This is a genomic window from Saccharopolyspora pogona, from assembly GCF_014697215.1.
Taxonomy (GTDB): domain Bacteria; phylum Actinomycetota; class Actinomycetes; order Mycobacteriales; family Pseudonocardiaceae; genus Saccharopolyspora; species Saccharopolyspora hattusasensis.
In genome coordinates this window covers 7,237,459-7,254,604 of the sequence record NZ_CP031142.1, presented here as the reverse complement: position 1 = coordinate 7,254,604, position 17,146 = coordinate 7,237,459, and the positions used below count along the sequence as shown (strand labels likewise).

The 17,146-nt window shown below is 70.0% G+C and carries 17 protein-coding genes; 12 read left to right on the top strand and 5 right to left on the bottom strand.

What is annotated here, in order from left to right:
- Positions 1 to 25: 25 nt before the first annotated feature.
- Positions 26 to 820: a 3-hydroxybutyrate dehydrogenase gene (locus DL519_RS34110; protein ID WP_223839889.1), complete on the bottom strand. Its 795-nt coding sequence runs from the start codon at positions 818 to 820 to the stop codon at positions 26 to 28.
- Between the two features lie 247 nt (positions 821 to 1,067).
- On the opposite strand from DL519_RS34110, the gene DL519_RS34105 reads away from it, so the two are divergent.
- The 6 genes from DL519_RS34105 to DL519_RS34080 all read left to right on the top strand — a co-directional run bounded on the left by DL519_RS34105 (position 1,068) and on the right by DL519_RS34080 (position 7,756).
- A complete protein-coding gene (locus tag DL519_RS34105; protein WP_397545003.1) occupies positions 1,068 to 1,364 on the top strand; it encodes a hypothetical protein in 297 nt (98 codons plus the stop codon).
- Positions 1,365 to 1,545: 181 nt separating this feature from the next.
- Positions 1,546 to 2,274 carry a PIG-L deacetylase family protein gene (locus tag DL519_RS34100; protein ID WP_190820938.1) on the top strand — a complete coding sequence of 243 codons (729 nt, stop codon included), beginning with the start codon at positions 1,546 to 1,548 and terminating at the stop codon, positions 2,272 to 2,274.
- A 34-nt stretch (positions 2,275 to 2,308) separates the two neighbouring features.
- Positions 2,309 to 3,247: a hypothetical protein gene (locus tag DL519_RS34095; RefSeq protein WP_190820936.1), complete on the top strand. Its 939-nt coding sequence runs from the start codon at positions 2,309 to 2,311 to the stop codon at positions 3,245 to 3,247.
- A 136-nt stretch (positions 3,248 to 3,383) separates the two neighbouring features.
- The gene (locus tag DL519_RS34090; RefSeq protein WP_190820934.1) at positions 3,384 to 4,142 is read left to right on the top strand and encodes a hypothetical protein; all 759 of its coding nucleotides are present in this window, start codon (positions 3,384 to 3,386) and stop codon (positions 4,140 to 4,142) included.
- 470 nt (positions 4,143 to 4,612) lie between these two features.
- Complete coding sequence (locus tag DL519_RS34085; RefSeq protein WP_190820933.1) at positions 4,613 to 6,031, top strand: serine/threonine-protein kinase; 1,419 nt, start codon at positions 4,613 to 4,615, stop codon at positions 6,029 to 6,031.
- Positions 6,032 to 6,232: 201 nt separating this feature from the next.
- On the top strand, positions 6,233 to 7,756 hold the full coding sequence (locus DL519_RS34080; RefSeq protein ID WP_190820931.1) for a serine/threonine-protein kinase: 1,524 nt from the start codon (positions 6,233 to 6,235) through the stop codon (positions 7,754 to 7,756).
- 63 nt (positions 7,757 to 7,819) lie between these two features.
- Here DL519_RS34080 and DL519_RS34075 read toward each other — a convergent pair whose 3' ends face one another.
- Positions 7,820 to 8,716 carry a LysR family transcriptional regulator gene (locus DL519_RS34075; RefSeq protein ID WP_223839888.1) on the bottom strand — a complete coding sequence of 299 codons (897 nt, stop codon included), beginning with the start codon at positions 8,714 to 8,716 and terminating at the stop codon, positions 7,820 to 7,822.
- 173 nt (positions 8,717 to 8,889) lie between these two features.
- Here DL519_RS34075 and DL519_RS34070 point away from each other — a divergent pair, with 173 nt between their 5' ends.
- A complete protein-coding gene (locus DL519_RS34070) occupies positions 8,890 to 9,951 on the top strand; it encodes a DMT family transporter (RefSeq protein ID WP_190820929.1) in 1,062 nt (353 codons plus the stop codon).
- A 411-nt stretch (positions 9,952 to 10,362) separates the two neighbouring features.
- Here DL519_RS34070 and DL519_RS34065 read toward each other — a convergent pair whose 3' ends face one another.
- Both DL519_RS34065 and DL519_RS34060 read right to left on the bottom strand, forming a co-directional pair.
- Positions 10,363 to 11,058, bottom strand: a complete 696-nt coding sequence (locus DL519_RS34065) for a response regulator (RefSeq protein WP_190820927.1) — start codon at positions 11,056 to 11,058, stop codon at positions 10,363 to 10,365.
- Positions 11,059 to 11,095: 37 nt separating this feature from the next.
- On the bottom strand, positions 11,096 to 12,418 hold the full coding sequence (locus DL519_RS34060) for an ATP-binding protein (RefSeq protein ID WP_190824386.1): 1,323 nt from the start codon (positions 12,416 to 12,418) through the stop codon (positions 11,096 to 11,098).
- 119 nt (positions 12,419 to 12,537) lie between these two features.
- Here DL519_RS34060 and DL519_RS34055 point away from each other — a divergent pair, with 119 nt between their 5' ends.
- The gene (locus DL519_RS34055; RefSeq protein WP_190820925.1) at positions 12,538 to 13,788 is read left to right on the top strand and encodes a PspC domain-containing protein; all 1,251 of its coding nucleotides are present in this window, start codon (positions 12,538 to 12,540) and stop codon (positions 13,786 to 13,788) included.
- A complete protein-coding gene (locus DL519_RS34050; RefSeq protein ID WP_190820923.1) occupies positions 13,781 to 13,984 on the top strand; it encodes a hypothetical protein in 204 nt (67 codons plus the stop codon). Before DL519_RS34055 ends, DL519_RS34050 begins: the two co-directional genes overlap by 8 nt.
- A 103-nt stretch (positions 13,985 to 14,087) precedes the next feature.
- On the opposite strand, the gene DL519_RS34045 is transcribed toward DL519_RS34050, so the two are convergent.
- Positions 14,088 to 14,867: an E3 ubiquitin ligase family protein gene (locus DL519_RS34045; protein WP_190820921.1), complete on the bottom strand. Its 780-nt coding sequence runs from the start codon at positions 14,865 to 14,867 to the stop codon at positions 14,088 to 14,090.
- A gap of 297 nt (positions 14,868 to 15,164) precedes the next feature.
- Between DL519_RS34045 and DL519_RS34040 the strand changes: the two genes are divergently transcribed.
- The 3 genes from DL519_RS34040 to DL519_RS34035 all read left to right on the top strand — a co-directional run bounded on the left by DL519_RS34040 (position 15,165) and on the right by DL519_RS34035 (position 17,056).
- Positions 15,165 to 16,073, top strand: a complete 909-nt coding sequence (locus DL519_RS34040; RefSeq protein WP_190820919.1) for a glycoside hydrolase family 16 protein — start codon at positions 15,165 to 15,167, stop codon at positions 16,071 to 16,073.
- A gap of 144 nt (positions 16,074 to 16,217) precedes the next feature.
- Positions 16,218 to 16,541, top strand: coding sequence for a hypothetical protein (locus DL519_RS47555; protein WP_223840483.1), 324 nt, complete (start codon positions 16,218 to 16,220; stop codon positions 16,539 to 16,541).
- Positions 16,451 to 17,056 carry an ESX secretion-associated protein EspG gene (locus DL519_RS34035; protein ID WP_223839887.1) on the top strand — a complete coding sequence of 202 codons (606 nt, stop codon included), beginning with the start codon at positions 16,451 to 16,453 and terminating at the stop codon, positions 17,054 to 17,056. Before DL519_RS47555 ends, DL519_RS34035 begins: the two co-directional genes overlap by 91 nt.
- Positions 17,057 to 17,146 lie beyond the last annotated feature (90 nt).

Sequence of the window (17,146 nt, the reverse complement as noted above, 5' to 3'; positions counted from 1 at the left end):
TCCCACCGGTGCCGCAGCGGGGGGCTCAGTGCGCGGTCCAGCCGCCGTCGATCGGGAACGAGGCGCCGGTGATCGACGTCGTGCCCGGTCCGCACAGCCACACCGCGAGCTCCGCGACCTCGACCGGTTCCACCAGGCGCTTGATCGGCGTGCGGGCCAGCAGCACGTCCTCGACGACCTGGTCCTCCGGCACCCGGAGCAGCTCCGCCTGCTCGGCGACTTGGCGCTCCACCAACGGGGTCCGCGCGAAACCCGGGCAGACGCAGTTCGACGTCACCCCGTGGGGCGCACCCTCCAACGCGGTCGTCTTGGACAGCCCTTCGATCGCGTGCTTCGCCGTCACGTAGGCGCTCTTGAACGGCGAGGCGCGCAGACCGTGCACGGATGAGATGTTGATGATCCGCCCCCAGCCCCGGTCGTACATGCCCGGCAGCGCGGCACGCACGATCCGGAACGGCGCCTCCACCATCACCCGCAGCATCGCGCTGAAGGTGTCTGTCGGGAACCGGTGGATCGGCGCGACGTGCTGGAAACCCGCGTTGTTGACCACGATGTCCGCCCGGGCGCCCAGCTCCGCGGCGGCGTCGAGGTCGGCGAGGTCGACGACCCTGGCCTCGGCGCCGAACTCGGCCGCGACCGCCTCGATCCCTTTAGCCCGGTCCACCGCGATCACTTCGGCCCCGGCCTCGGCCAATCGGCGGGCGACCGCCGCGCCGATCCCGCTCGCCGCGCCCGTGACCACTGCTCGTTTGTCCCCCAGGTCCAGGCCGCTGGATCGCGCAGAGCTCGCACCAACCGACCCGGCCAACCGATCGCTCATAGCCTGAGAACCTAAGGCGTGAGTCCCGTCTCAATCCAGGGCCAAACCACAACCTTTTCCGCCTGCCACCGCGGCGACGCTGCTGACCGGGCGTTTTCCGCGGTAGTGCGTTCGGCGGAACTTCCGACGCCACCCCGGAACCCCCCGGCGTTCGGCTACCTGCAGCAGCCCGCGAGGCATATCCGGGATATCACCCATACCGGACACGGGGGAAACAAGGCAGACTGTGGTCATGGTTCTCGGTCTAGTGGCCTTTCTCGTGACGCTGGCCGGCGTGCTCGTCGCCGCCGGACACGCGGGCTACCTCGCGATGCTGACTTCGGCCGCGAAGAAGCGCGCAGGCGGCCAGCCGGCCGTCGACTTTGCCCGGAAGCGATTCCCGATCGCCGGAGTCGGCCTGGGCGTGACCCTGCTGGCCATGCTGATCAGCACGGGCGGCACTGGCGCGGAGATCTTCGCGATACTGCTCGGCGGAGGTGGCGGCGTCGCCTCGCTCAAGGCGCTGCAGTCCACGCAGAGCAAGTTCCGCAAGGGGCAGTTCTGATGGACGCGTCACGCGGTGACGGCTGACGCCGAGAGCGATCAAGGCCACTGTGCGCCTATCCGCGCGATCAATATTGGGCCTTTCGATGCATCACAACGCACCGAAAGGCCTTTTTGATCACAACGAGTAGTCGTTCGACCCCGCACCGGAGTCGGCACGCCTGCCCCCTTACGCTGTGACCATGACCACTTCGCCGGAAGCGTCCACAGCAGCCCGGCGTGCTTTGGTGGTCACCGCGCACCCCGACGACGTCGACTTCGGGTCCGCGGGCACCATCGCCTCCTGGGTCGCCGACGGCGTGCAGGTCACCTACTGCGTGTGCACCGCGGGCGATGCCGGGGGCTTCGACCACACGCTGCGGGAGGACATGCCGCGCATCCGGCAGGACGAGCAGCGGGCCGCCGCAGCCGCCGTCGGCGTCACCGACGTGCAGTTCCTCGGCTACCAGGACGGGCAGGTCACCGCGAACCTGCAGCTGCGGCGGGACATCACCAGGGTGATCCGCCAGGTCCGCCCGCACCGGGTCATCAGCCACTCCCCGGAGATCAACTGGGCCCACCTCCCGACCTCGCACCCGGACCACCGCGCGGTCGGTGAGGCCACCCTCGCCGCGATCTACCCGGACGCGCGCAACGGCTTCGCCCACCCCGAGTTGCTGCAGGAAGGGCTGCAGCCGTGGACAGTGAGCGAGCTGTGGATGTCGGAATCACCCGAAGAGCGGGTCAACCGGGCGGTCGACATCACCGATTTCTTCGACGCGAAGCTCGCGGCGCTGTCCGCACACCGGTCGCAAACCGCCCATCTCGACGATCTCCAGGGCATGATCCGGCGGCACCTGGCACGGACGGCCGAGCGGCACGGCATGGCCGGTCGACTCGCCGAGGCATTCCACGTAGTCGACACGTCGTGAACTCCCCGCGAGTCGCAGAAAGTCGAGACCTCCGATGCACAGCGGCAGAACCCCCGGCTGGAGCGGCCAGCTCGACAGGCCGCCGACGCCGGAACCGCCCGCGCACGGCCGGCACCGCAAGACCGGAGCAGCGGTCTCGTGGACACCGGTGCCCCGCCAGCGCCAGGCGTCGCACGCGCTCGCCGCGGGGCTGGTGACCGACCCGCTGGTCGACACCATGCCGGTGGGCGGGTTGCACAAGTTCGACCTGGGCATGGTCCCGGCCTCGGTCACCCCGCCGCGGACCTGGCGGCAGGCGGCCTGGTTCGCGATCGCCTCGTCGGCCGCCGCGCTGGGCGGGCTGATGTTCATCACGACCTTGCTGGCCGACAGCACGACGACGATCGAGGGTCTGGAGCTGCCGAGCATGCCGCGCGGCCGCGACTACCCGCCGCTGCCGCCTTCGGACCCGTACTACCTGACCGGCAATCCGACCCGGCCGGAGTCCGTGCGGACGACCGGCTCGGTGCAGGCGCTGGCGCCGATGGCCGTGTCCGAAGGCGCCCCGAGCCCGTCGAGCTCCGCCAGCGGCACGGTTCCGGCTCCAGGCATACTCGGCTGGTCGACCTCCAGCGCCGCGCCGACCTCGACCAGCGGGACGCGGGTGCCCGGGGTCCCGCAGCTGCTGTTCGGCGACACCGAGGCGATCAAGCAACGCAGCCAGGAGTACCACGCCGCGATCAGCCGCGGCGACCTGCGGGACGCCTACTCGATGACCACCGGATCGTTGCGGGCCGAGGGCTACGAGGCGTTCGCCGCCCGGTACTCGGGTGCCGAGTCGGTCGAGATCGTCGACGGCTACGCGACACCGAACAGCACGGTGCACACCCTCCGGTTGACCATGGCGGACGGCACCGTGCAGACCCAGCGCCGGGAGCTGCGGTACACACTGGAGAACGAACCGCTGATCACCTCCGACAAGCGAATCTTCTGATCACGAATCCTGATCCACTGCTCCGTTCGAGCCTCCGCAACGTTCCCTTCCGGTGAACTCGACGGCAAGGCTTCTCGATCAGGGCATCGTCGCGGTACGAGTTCGGCGGAGCCAACTCACGAGGACGGGCCAGCGAGTGCAGCATCACCCTTCGACCGGCAGACGTCACGACCACGCCGACTCGGGTGCGGGCGCGATCACCGTGGCCGAGTTGATGAAGCGGATCCCGCTGTCCCCGGAGCACGAGCGCCTCGCCGACCAACTCCTCAAGACGCCTGATCCGGCGGATGACGCGCTGTCGCTGCGCTGCCGGATCGTCCTCGGCTCGCTGGGTGCTCTGCTGATCCTCGGGGCCGCTTCGGTAGGCGCGATGATCATCGCGGAACCTGCCGCCGCGCCGCACCCCGCTTCCTCCGCCGCCCCGATCGACGGCGTGTCGGCGCTTCGACCGGACCTGGTGCGCAACGCAGGCTGGCCGTTCGCCGACAACGGCGGCTTCGCCGCAGTGGCCGGTTCGGGCGGCACCAGCGACGCGCCGGAACCTGCGGAGCAGAGCACCGCCAACCCCACGGCGGGCAGCCAAGGATCGGCGCTCAGCCTGGTCAACGAGTTCTACCGCCGCTTGCAGCACGACCCGAGCTCGGCCGTTGCGCTGGTGGACCCGAGACTGCTCGCCGGGCAGCGGGCGGCGCTGGTCCGGGGGTGGGAAGCCGTCGAATCGCTGCAGCTGCGGGCGCAGACGAGGTCGGTCGGCGTGGTGCTGGCCGAGGTCGAGGCCCGCTATCCGGACGGGCACCGGGTGGTGCTCCGCCAGCTGCTCACAGTCGAATCGGGTGCCCATCCGAAGATCGTCGAGGCCGAACTGCTCGGCGCCCGGCACGTCTCTCCCCGGTAGCGGCGCGGGAACGGCTTCTCACAACAATGCGACAACGACCGAGCCCGCGGAAACGCCCGCCGCCGTACCGGGATGAACCGGACAGCGGCGATATCGCTGCTCCGCGCAGCCGGCGCACGTCCCCGCGCGGACGCCTCGGAGGACCCGATACGCCCAACATCACCAGCGGAAACGACTGTGAGGCGGATCCGGTTCGGCCGACCGCGCTAGGGCGGCAGCGTAACGTCGAATTGGGTTGCACCGATCTTTTCGACTTCGGGCCTACGCCAACACGGCGTGGGCTAGGCTCCCTTATCGCGGTTCGGATCGAGCCATTCGGCCAAACCGGACCGCGTCGAGAACGTGTACATATCGGGGGGCCGGAGCCGGTCCGCCTAATCCGCCGATGTTCGGTGGGGCCGTGCCCGGGACGATCCTCCCGGGTTCATGCGGTGCCCGTTGAGCATCGATAGCAGTACGGGGAGACGTCGGTGAGCGACGAAGGTCGCCTGGTCGCCGGACGCTACCGAGTGCAGCGACGCATCGGCAGTGGCGCGATGGGCGTGGTGTGGGAGTGTGTCGACGAACGCCTGCACCGCACGGTCGCGGTCAAGCAGTTGTTGCTGCAGCCCGGATTGGATCCGGGTGAGGCCGAGGAAGCGCGGCAGCGGGCAATGCGGGAAGGCCGCATCGCGGCCCGCCTCCAGCACCCGAACGCCATCTCGGTGTACGACGTGGCCGAGGACGAGGGTCAGCCGGTCCTGGTCATGGAGTACCTGCCGTCCACCAGCCTCGCCGGGATGATGTCCGATCACGGGCCGCTCCCGCCGCGCGAGGTGGCGCGGATCGGTACGCAGGTCGCCTCGGCACTGGGTGCGGCGCACGCCGCCGGTGTCGTGCACCGCGACATCAAGCCCGGCAACATCCTGCTCGGCGACAACGGCCAGGTGAAGATCACCGACTTCGGGATCTCGCGGGCGCAGGGCGACGTCCAGGTCACCAAGACCGGGATGCTCGCGGGCACGCCCGCCTACCTGTCCCCCGACGTGGCGATGGGCCAGGAGCCGACGCCCGCCTCCGACGTGTTCTCGCTCGGCGCGACGCTGTACGCGGCGATCGAGGGCCACCCGCCGTTCGGGCTGAACGAGAACACCCTCGCGCTGCTGCACGCGGTGGCCGCCGGGAAGATCGAGCCGCCGCAGCAGGCCGGCCCGATGGTGCCGCCGCTGATGGCGATGATGGCCGCCCGCGTCGAGGACCGGCCGGACATGGCACAGGTCCGGGACATGCTGCAGGCGGTGGCCGACGGCGGTTCGGTGACCTCGGTCCCGGCCATGGCGGCGCCGATCCCGCCCGCGCTGACTCCGGATTCCAGCCGGCCCGATCTGGCCCCGACCAGCGTCGCCGGCTCGAACGGCACCACCGTCGCGTCCTACTACGAGGACGAGCCGTACTCCGAGCAGGCCTACGCGGACGCCACCTCGTACATGGGTTCCGACACCCGTGGCGACGCGGCGATCTACGAGAAGCCGCGCAGGAGCAAGCGGCCCGTGGTGATCTCGGGCATCGCGCTGGTGGCCGTCGCGGTGATCGCGGTGCTGGTGACCTCTGCGCTGATGAACAGCCAGAAGCCGCCGGAGAACACCGGGAACACGACGACCTCGCAGGTAAACCCGGTGCCTCCGCCGCCGCCGCCGGAGACCACCAGCGAGGAAGAGCCGACCGCCACGAAGACCAACGCCCCGAGCACGACGCCGCCGACGACACCGAGCACGACGCCGCCGACGACACCGAAGACGACGCCGCCGTCGACTTCGCAGACGCCGCCGTCCACGTCGAAGACGACGCCCCCCACGGAACCCGACGACACGCCTACGAGCGAGCCGAACAGCAGCGGGTCCGGGGAGTAGGATCCGCTCGCGAACACGGGCTGGCCGGGGCGTTCACCACGCGGTGAGCTCCCCGGCCACGAGTGTGTTCGGGCACGGGTGGCCCCGGTGTGCGATCGGGTGCGAGACGCCCAGTAACGTTGCGCACCGTCGGGTGAAAGCTGGCCACGGGGGTCCGGTCAGTACTGTCCAAGTAGGCACAGCCAGTACCAGGAGACACCGGTGAGCGCCGAAGGTCGTTTGATCGCGGGCCGGTACCGCTTGCAGCAGCAGATCGGCAGCGGCGCCATGGGCGTGGTGTGGCAGGCCGTTGACGAGCGCCTGCACCGCACGGTCGCAGTCAAGCAGCTGCTGCTGCAGCCCGGTTACACCCCCGAAGAAACCGAAGAAGCCCGTCAGCGGGCGATGCGCGAAGGTCGCATCGCCGCCCGATTGCAGCACCAGAACGCGATCGTCGTGTTCGACGTCGCGGAGGACGAGGGCCAGCCGGTCCTGGTCATGGAATACCTGCCGTCGCAAAGCCTCTCGTCGGTCATCGACGAGCAGGGCGTGCTGCCGCCGCTGCAGGTGGCGCGGATCGGCGTGCAGGTGGCCGGGGCGCTGGCCGCGGCGCACATGGCCGGCATCGTGCACCGCGACCTCAAGCCCGGCAACATCCTGCTGGGCGACAACGACATCGCCAAGATCACCGACTTCGGCATCTCCCGGGCCATCGGCGATGTCGCGGTCACCAAGAGCGGCATCCTCGCCGGCACCCCGGCCTACCTGGCGCCGGAGGTGGCGCTGGGACGGGATCCGGCGCCTGCCTCCGACGTTTTCTCGCTGGGCTCGACGCTGTACGCGGCGATCGAGGGCGGGCCGCCGTTCGGGGTGGACGAGAACGCGATCAGCCTGCTGCACCGGGTGGCGCGCGGGCAGATCGAGCCGCCGCAGCAGGCCGGGCCGATGACCCCGGCGCTGATACAGCTGCTGCGCCCGGACCCGGTCGACCGGCCGACCATGGCGCAGGCCCGCGAGCTGCTGCAGGCTGTGCTCGACGGGCGGCCGATTCCGAACGCTTCGCCCAGCGGCGGCTGGCAGCGGCCGCAAGCCGCACCGCCGCGTACGCCGCCCGCGGGCAACCGGATGGGTCCGCCCCCGGCGGCCAATCCGCCCACCATGCTCGGTGGCGCGGTGCCCGCGCAGCAGGAGGCACCGCGGCGCAACTACCGCCAGATCGCCTTGTGGGTGGTGGCGATCGTGGTCGCGGTGCTGGTCGGGGTGCTCGCCGCGAACGCCTTCGGAGACGGGACACCGCAGGGGCAGCCCGCTCCGTCCGCCCCGCCGCAGACGCCCCCGGAGTCCAGCGCCTCGTCGGCCACGGCAACCACGACCACGGCGACGGCGCCTTCTGCGGCCGCGACCACCAGCAGCTCCCCGCCGTCGACCAGCGCGATGCAGCAGCCGTCCCAGGACGAGATCGTGGACGTGGTGCGCAGGTACTACTCGCTGGTGCCGGGCAAGCTGGACCAGGCCTGGAATCTGCTGGGGCCGAACCTGCAGTCGCAGGGCAAGGACCGCTACGAGGGGTTCTGGAAGACGATCGAGGACGTGAAGATCATCGGCGAGCCTGTGCAGTCCGGGGCCAACGTGATCGTGACGCTGCAGTTCACCAAGGGCCACAGCAAGATCACCGAGTCGCACATGCTCGGCATGGTCGCCACGCCCGACGGGAAGCCGCTGATCAACACCGACCGCCGCAACTGACCGCCCCGCCAGAGACTGTTTCCAAACTCGTTCTGCGTGGCAGAGCGAGTTTGGACCACGTTTTCAGGCTTGGGCGATCTCCAGGAGGGTGTTGAGCACGGACTGGGTGGCCGGGCGGTCGGCTACCGTTTCCCGCACCGCGACGTACAGGCGGCGGGCCGGCTCCGGGTTGCGCACCGGCCTCACCACCACTCCGGGGTGCACGACGTCCAGGCCCAGGCGCGGGACCAGCGCAACGCCCAGCCCCGCGGCCACGAAGCCCTGCGCTGAGTAGCTGCCGTCGGTCTCCAGCACCACCTTGGGCGTGAACCCGGCACTGGCGTAGGCGTCCCTGAGCAGCGTCGAGCAGACGTCATCGCTGGTCACGGCGCTGTTGATCCAGGATTCGCGGGCCAGCTGGACCAGGTCCACGCAGTCCTGGGCGGCCATCGGGTGCGATTTCGGCAGCACCAGCCGGTACGGGTCGTCGCCGAGGTGCACGAACCGCACCCCGCGTCGTTCGGGCACCGCACGCCCCACCACGATGATCGCCAGGTCGGCCTCGCCGCGGGCCACCTCGTCGAGCAGCCCGACCTCCTGCATCCGCAGGTCGAGCTGGACCTCGGGGTGCTCGGCCCGGAACTTGGCGACCGCGGGCGGGATCAGCCCGACGCTGGCGGTGTGGAAGAACCGCACCCGCAGCAGGCCGGTGCGCCCGGCGCGGATGTCTGCCAGCTCCGCCTCGGTGCTGCTGAGCAGCTCGGCGATCCGCCCGGCGCGCTCGGCCAGCAGGGTGCCCGCCGGGGTCGGCCGGAGCCCGCGCCCGACCTTCTCCAGCAGCGGCGTGCCCGCCTCCTTCTCCAGCGTGGACAGCTGCTGGCTGATCGCGGACGGGGTGTACCCGAGGTTCGTCGCGGCCGCGCTGACCGAGCCGCTGGTGACCACGGCGCGCAGCACTTGCATCCGGCGTACGTCCAACACGACTCCACGATACAGCAGACCTAAAACATCGATTGATTTTATTTCACTTGTACTTATGTCTCGGTTGGCGCAACGTAGTAGGCGGAAATCGGTTCGGCGGGCGCCGAGACACCGGCGACCTACCTTCACGGCGACACCTCGACCACGCGATACCCCGCGAGACCGGACAGGACATGAACAACCCGACCAACTACGTCCGACTAGGCGTGCTGGCGCTGCTGTGGGGCTCCAGCTTTCTGCTGATCAAGCTCGCGCTGGGGGCGCTCTCCCCGACCCAGATCGCGCTGACCCGCATCGTGCTCGGCGCCGCGGTCCTCCTCGCGCTGTGCGCGCTGCGCGGCATGCGACCGAGCCGCGACCGCAAGTTGTGGCGGCACGTCGCCGTCGCCGCGCTGTTCGGCAGCGCGCTGCCGTGGGTGCTGTTCGGCCTCGGCGAGCAGACCGTCGACTCCGGCCTGACCGGCGTGCTGAACGCGACGACGCCACTGTGGACGGTGCTGTTCGGGCTGTTCGCCGGTCGCGAGGCAATGCCGCCGACCCGGCTCGGCGGACTGCTGCTGGGGTTCCTCGGGGTACTGCTGATCTTCGCCCCGTGGCAGGGCGGCAGCCTGCTCAGCTGGGGCGTGCTCGCCTGCCTGAGCGCGGCGGTCAGCTACGGGATCGGCTACGTCTACATCGGACGGAACCTCACCGGGAACCACGGCCTGCCACCGCTGGCGCTGGCCGCCATGCAGATGGTCGCCGCGACCGGATACGCGCTGCTGGCGCTCCCGCTCGACGGCCTGCAGCCGGTGCGCTGGGAGCCCCTCGCGCTGCTCGCGGTCGCGGCCCTGGGCATCTTCGGCACCGGACTCGCGTTCGCGATCAACTACCGGATCATCGGCGACGAAGGCGCGACGACGGCGTCCACGGTGGCCTATCTGATGCCGATCGTGTCGGTGCTGCTCGGTTGGTTGCTGCTCGGCGAAGAACTGGGCCTGCGGGTCCTGCTGGGCATGGCGATCGTGCTGCTGGGCGTAGCCCTGACCCGCCGCTCCCCCATCCCGAAACCCGTTGCCGCACCCGCTCTCGAGGACGAGATGTCGAACCAGCTCCGCACCGAGGCCACCCGCATCACCCGCACCGACGAGCTCCCGCCGATCGAGCCGCCCGGCGCCTGGACCAGGATCCGCCTCGCGTTGATGCGCGGCTCCCAGCTCTACGCCGACCTGGCCACCAACCACCCGCTGAAATGACCTGGTCCGGGGATTTCCCGGTCCAGAACCGGGAAATCCCCGGAGGTCAGGTCAGCTGGTCGTCGCGGGTCCGGGGCGCCGGCTCGGCATGCAGCGATTTCAGGCTGCGCCCGGCGGTGCGCAGACCCGCCCACCGCGAGAACCAGGACCCCGAGCAGCAGGAGTCCCAACAGCACCGCGAAAACGCCGCTGAACCCGAGGTCCGCGTACAGGCGGAAGCGGTTGCGCAGCGGTGCGGGTAGCGCAGGCGCCCGCCTCGCTGTGGGATCCCCGACTCATGCATGTCCAATACGCCACGTCGGGGCTGTCCTCGCAGGGAACCCCGGCGGGGTGGGACCGGCCTGAGAACCCGCGGCGATGCCGGTTGAGTGCCACACCGCAAACAGCTACCGCTGCCTATAAAGACCCGAGTCACACCAGGCGGCGGTCTGAGGCCCAACGGGACAGCTCGTAGCGGTTCGACAGCTGGGTCTTGCGCAGCACGCTGGACACGTGCGTCTCCACCGTCTTCACCGAGATGAACAGCTCGGACGCGATCTCCTTGTACGCGTAGCCGCGCGCCAGCAGCCGCAGCACCTCACGCTCCCGCGGCGTCAGCAGGTCGAGCTCCGGGTCGCCGACCGGGGCCGAGTTCGGGCCCTCCGAGAAGGCGTCCAGCACGAAGCCCGCCAGCCGCGGCGAGAACACCGCGTCGCCCGCCCGCACGCGCTCGACCGCGTCCGCGAGCTCCCGCCCGGAGATCGTCTTGGTGACGTAACCGCGCGCCCCGCTGCGGATCACCGCGATGACGTCCTCCGCCGCGTCCGACACCGACAGCGCCAGGAACACCACTTCGATGTTCTTGCTGCGCACCTGCCGGAGCACCTCGGCTCCGCCGCCATCGGGCATGTGCACGTCGAGCAGCACCACCTCGGGGCGGTAGTGATCGATCCCGGTGACGGCCTCGGCCACCGATCCCGCCTCACCGACCACCTCGACCCGGTCGGCGGACGCGCCGAGCTCGGCGCGTACCCCGGCGCGGAACAACGCGTGGTCGTCAACCAGGAACACCCGGACCGGCCGGGATTCGCTGACCTCGGGTGTCGCTTCACCGGTCACGATCAACATCCTCCATCGCTGGGTTCGTCCCGCAGGGTGCGCGAGTTCACGCCGCGGCCCTGGGCATTTCCATCTGCACCTCGGTGCCCGAGCCGGGCGAGGTGCGCACCTTGACCCGGCCGCCGTGCCGCTGCATGCGCCCGTGGATCGAGTCGGCGAGGCCGTGCCGGTCGTCGGGCACGCGGTCCGGGTCGAACCCCGCGCCGCGGTCCCGCACGTACACCGAGACCTGCTCGGACTCCACCTCCGCGTAGACGCTGACCTCCGCGACCCCCGCGTGCTTGGCGGCGTTGACGACCGCTTCCCGGGCCGCGGCGAGCTGCGCGGTCAGCCGCTCGTCGAGGTCGCAGTCGCCGACGACGACCTGCTGGACCTTGATCGCGAAGACGTCCTCGACCTCGCCGCAGACCCGGCCCAGCGCGGCGGCGAACCGGGCGGCGGGCGCGTCGTCGATCGCCGCCTCCCGCTCGGAACCGTAGCCGTCGGGGCCGTACAGCCAGTTCCGCAGCTCGCGTTCCTGGCCCCGCGCCAGGCGGCGAACCTCGCGCTCGGAGTCGGCCTGCTTCTGGATCAGCGTGAGGGTCTGCAGCACCGAGTCGTGCAGGTGCGCGGCGATCTCGGCGCGCTCCTGGGAGCGGATGCGGCTGGCCCGCTCGACGTTGAGGTCGCGCACCAGCCGCACCCACCACGGCACGGTCAGCACCGCTACGCCGATCAGCGTGGCGAGCACCGAAAGCAATCCGAAGCGGACGTCGTCGATGGAGGAGGTGCCGACCAGGAAGATCACGAGGCCCAGGACCACCAGCGCCGCCCCGGCCGAGATGCGCACCAGCGCCGCCCGCCCGCCGCCGCCGAGCAGCGCGCCCGCCACCCCGGACCGGGCGCCCTGCCGCCACCGGCGGCGCTGCGACTCGTCGGCTTCCCGCCAGACCACGGCGGCCCCGACCAGCACCACCACCAGCGGGGCGACGACCCACGTCGGCGCCGCGATGAACGACACGGCCGCCACCATCGCCCCGATGCAGAGCAGGATCATCCCGACGCCCTGCTGGCGTTCCTTGACCGAGATGGGCTGTTCCGCGCCACTGCTCTGCGGCACGAACACCCAGAGCAGCGCGTACGCGAGGATCCCCGCCCCGCCGCACACGGCTAGCGCCGCGAAGGCACCGCGCACCCACAGCACCGGGAGGTTCAGGTGCTCTGCGACACCGCTGGCGACCCCTGCCACCAGCCGTCCGGTGCGCCGGCGCCGCAACTGCCCGGACAACGTGGACTGCGTCGACAGCGGCACCGTCGGCCGCTCCGCCAGCGGCCTTGCATCGGCCGCTTCCGCCTGATGAGTCCGTTTCCGCTTAAACCGGGCCTTCACGACAACGATCGTCACACGCCCGCACGCGCGCGGGCATCGGGGACGGCCCCTGACTTTCCGGGCAGTCTCAGGGGCGTCCCTGATGCTTCCGGGGGCACCGCTCTCGGATAGTGGTAGCCATGAGCAGCACGAAGCTATCCGGCGCCGCCGGTTTCGAGGAAACCTTGCGGGGCTTCTGGGCTACCCGCCCGATGCGGCCTCGCACGGGCGGCAAGCTGGGTGGCGTGTCCGCCGCGATCGGCACGCGGTACGGCATCGATCCGATCCTGGTTCGCGTCGCCTTCGTGCTGGCCACGATCTACGGCGGCGCCGGGGTGGTGCTCTACCTGCTGGGCTGGTTGGTGTTCCCGAAGGAAGGCGATCCGCTGCCGGGCTCGACCGAGCCGACCCGGGAGCCGACGTCCACCGGGCTGGCCGTGGTCCTCGTGCTGCTGCTGATCCCCGGCGTGTTCTGGCTGACGAGCTCGCCGGCGATCATCGGCGTGGCCCTCGGTCTCGGCGCGCTCTACCTGCTGCACCGCAACTACGGCGACCGCGGCGTCACGCCGACGGCGACAGCACCGGCCACAGCGGCTCCCGTCGCCGGTCCACAGCCGGCGGTTCCGGTGGCCGAGAACACCTGGGTCTACCCCGGCATCGCATCGACCACGACGAACGCAGCGCAGGCCGAACAGCCGCCGCAGCAGCCGCCGGCCTGGGACCCGCTGGGGGCCGCACCGTTCGCCTGGGATCTGCCCGAACCGAGCGAACCCGAGGAACCCCAACCGCCGCCGCGGCCCAAACGGCGCTGGATCACCTTCGCGACCCTGGCGCTGGCGGCGTTCGCATCCGTTCTGGCCGCGGCGATCGGCGCGCCGCAGGAGTCGGCGCTGGCGATCGCGCTCGCCGTGCTGGGGCTCGGCATGATCGGCGGCGCGTTCCTGCGGGGCGGTCGCGGACTGATCGGGGCCGCGATCCCGGTCGGCGCGTTGGCCATGGCGATGGCGGTGCTGCCGATGGGCGACTTCACCGGGAACATGGGCAGCGACGAGGTCCGGCCCACCTCGATCGAGAACGTGCTCCCGCACTACCAGCGGTCGGCTGGTTCCGTCCTGTTCGACCTGCGGGACCTGCAAATCACCGACGGCCAGGAGCTGCGCACCGGAGCCAACGTCGGGTTGGGCGACATCACCGTCCAGCTGCCACCGAACGTGGACGTGACGGCGCGGTGCGCGTCGGAACTGGGCGACGTGCGGTGCTTCAACGACACGGCGGACGGCCGGGGGGCGGACATCTCGGTCACCGACCAGGGCGAAGACGGCCCCGGCGGTGGGCACATCGTGCTCGACCTCGTGGTGGGCACTGGAAGCGTGGAGGTCACCCGTGGCTGACAACGAGATCAACCATCGTCCCGACCGGGACGGTCCGGACGTGGTGACGCTGGTCGCCGGCTTGCTCTCGGTCGCTGTCGCGGGCGGCCTGCTGTTCGGCTTCGGCGGTCACATCCAATGGCTGCTGGCGGTCGCCGCCGTCGTGATCGGCGTCGTCATGCTGATCGCCTCGTTCCGCACCCGCCGCGACACCTGAGGTCGTCCCGTCCCAGGCTCTTCGATTTCAAATGGAAATCGAAGGGCCGATTTCCATTTGAAATTGCGGAGCAGCACCCCGGGGTGGGTCTGGGAACGGCGCGTCAGAGCACGATGCCGAGGACGACGCAGACGATCCCGGCCAGCGCGGCCGCCGGAATCCCGAACGCCAGCAACCGGTGTTGGGTCCGGAGGCTGTCGCGCACCTCCTGCTCGCTGCGGGTGGAGATGATGAAGAAGCCCTTCTGCTCGGGCTTGCCGATCACCAGCGGACCGATCTTGTCGTGCGCCTCGCCAAGGATGTACAGCCGCCGACCGGGCCGGATCACCCACTCCTTGTACTCGTAGCCGACCGTGCCGCTGTTGTCGAAGATGTTCGGCAGCTGGAACCCGAACACAGTCGGCCCCTGCGGGTTGTGCGGCTCGAACCGGTCGACGACCTGCTCCGGCCGATCCGGTTTGGTGCCGTTGGGATCGACGCCGATCAGCATGCCGTGGTCATCGCGCAGCGCGTAGCCCTCCCACGACGTGTGCTCGGCGACCGTTTCGCTGCCCCGGTCGACGTGCCGACGACCATCCCGGTAGCGCACCCGCTCATAGCGCCGCTTGACGACGTAGCGGAACCAAACGCATTCGGTCTTGCTGAGCTCGGAGATGAGCACGCCTTCCGGGCGCGGGTGCGCCGCGCCGACGACCTCGCACTCCTTGCGGAATCCGCCCCGCGCGCCGACGTCGTCGGAAGCCTTGCGCAGCAGCTCCAACTCGTTGACCGGCAGGGTTTCCGCGCCGATCATCGCGTGCAGCTCGTCGCGGGCGCGACGCATGAAGTAGAACCCGACGGCGGCCGCGACCAGCAGCACGACACCGATGATGACTACGGCCATCGGCCCTCCCCAGATCAGTCCCGCCCGACCCTAGTTCCGCACGCCCGGCTCGGGCATCGATTTCGGCAGAACAGCAACGCTCGCCACAACTCCGCCCGGGACCGCGATCCGCGGGCTACAGCGATCTCGCGCGAAATCGCCGCAGCCCTTCCCGGCCGGTGCGCGGGATCTGAACGCGTTTCCAAAACACGCCACGCGCGGGACCTGATGCGGAACCGGTGGGCATACTCGATCGATCCACTCGGACCGCTGGGTGCGCGGGAGTGGGGCGCTCCCAACTACTCGGAAGGAGCCGACATGGCCCCGAGACGACTGCTCGCGGCCGATGCCGCACACGCCCTGCTGGCCTCCGCGCCGCTGCTCGAAGCCGGTGCGACGCCCCGCGCCGAGGTGTTCTTCGACGACTTCTCCGGTTCGGAGCTCGACCGTTCCAAGTGGACGGTCGAGGTCACCGGCGAGAACTTCGGCACCGTCAACCAGGAACAGCAGGCGTACGTCGATTCGCCCGATACCATCTACCTCGACCAGGACCCGTCGACCGGGGCGAGCAACGGTGCGCTGGCGCTGCACCCCCGGTTCGAGCCCGGCCACCAGGCGCCGGACGGCCAGACCTACGACTTCATCTCCGGCCGGATCAAGACCCAGGACAAGGTCGAGTTCACCTACGGCAGGTACTCGGCACGGCTCAAGCTCCCCGAGAACGCCACCGCATCCGGGCTGTGGCCCGCGTGGTGGTCGCTGGGCGCGAACATCGACGCGGGCAAGCCGTGGCCGGAGTGCGGCGAGATCGACGTGATGGAGCACGTCGGCGAGCCGTGGACGAGCTCGGCACTGCACGGCCCGGAGTACCACGGCGACACCCCGTTCACCAAGCGCCAGAACTTCGATGGCAAGGACCCGGCGGACTGGCACGTGTACGAAGTGGACTGGGCTCCGGACGGGTTGACCTTCTTCGTGGACGACACCGAGACGTACCGGGTCACCAAGCAGGAGATCGAGTCCAAGGGCTGGACGTGGGCGTACGACGACCCGCAGTTCCTGATCCTGAACTTCGCGCTCGGCGGCGGGTACCCGAACGGCGTCAACGGCGTGACGGAACCGTATTTCGGCCTACCACAGTCCACGGTGGACAAGGTCGCCGCGGGCAACGTCCGCTACCTCGTCGACTGGGTCCGGGTCGTTCCCGTTGCCGGTGCTCTTTCGTGATCGGCCGGAATGTTCGGAATATGTCGTGCGACACGGCTAGATGGGTGACATGTCCCCGGAGTGCGGCCGACTGGCCTCGTCCGAAAAGCTTGCGCGATAGGCTTCCCAAACGAGAGAACACGACAAAAATATCCGGGGCCTGGGGTGGAGTGCAGTTTCTGGGAGTTCGGTGCGATCGTGCGGCAGGAGAAGGCCCGGCACGATGCCGGGCTGGTCTCGGCGGCGGAAGCACGGCGGAAGTTCGATGTGCCGGTGTTCGTGACCTCGGCTCGCAGCGGGCTTGATCAGCCCGACGATCCGCGAGCGACGCTGGAGGCCGCACAGGACAGTGCGCGGGCCAAGGGCTGGATCGACCGCAGCGGCAGGCTGAACGATCAGTGGTACGAGATCGTCTCCGCGCCTATGGTCAGTCGTTCTCTTACCTCTACCTCACCGAGCCGGACAAGCCCGAAACGCGGGCGATGGTGACCGTGAATCACCTGGCGTTCCGTTTCGTCCTCAGCCGCGACCGAGTATGGATCGATGAGGTCGCCCCGAACGCCGCCGGGCAGGCGCTCGTTGCGTGCCTGCCCGAAGTTATCCCCGCGGCGGGCCAGGGTGTCACGGTACCGACGAAGATCCTGGCCGCCGCCGGCACGGAGGCCGAGAACCACCAAGCCGACCAGGGCGACTGGATCGCCTACGAACTCGGCCAGGCCGGAATCCGCGCCGGCGACGCCAAGGCGGTCGGCAAGCTCGCGAACATGGCGGACCGGATGATCGGGCAGTTCAACGTCGGCATCCGCGAGCCCGACGGCCACAGCCACCTCTGGCCGTGGGCGATCACGACCCACCACAGCCCCACCGGCAGGGTCGCGCGGATCACCCAACCGCCACGGGGCGAGAACACGCTGGTCACCCCAGCCGACACCAAGGTGCTTATCGGCGCGCTGCGTTCCTACCGCGACGACCTCCGACGAAAGGTCCGCGACCAGCAGCGATAGACGCTTGCCCCGGTGAGCAGCGGTTCGGGGCTGGGCGATGTGGCTGGTCCTACTTGACTTTGCCCACGAAGAGGGAGGGCTGTGCCAGGA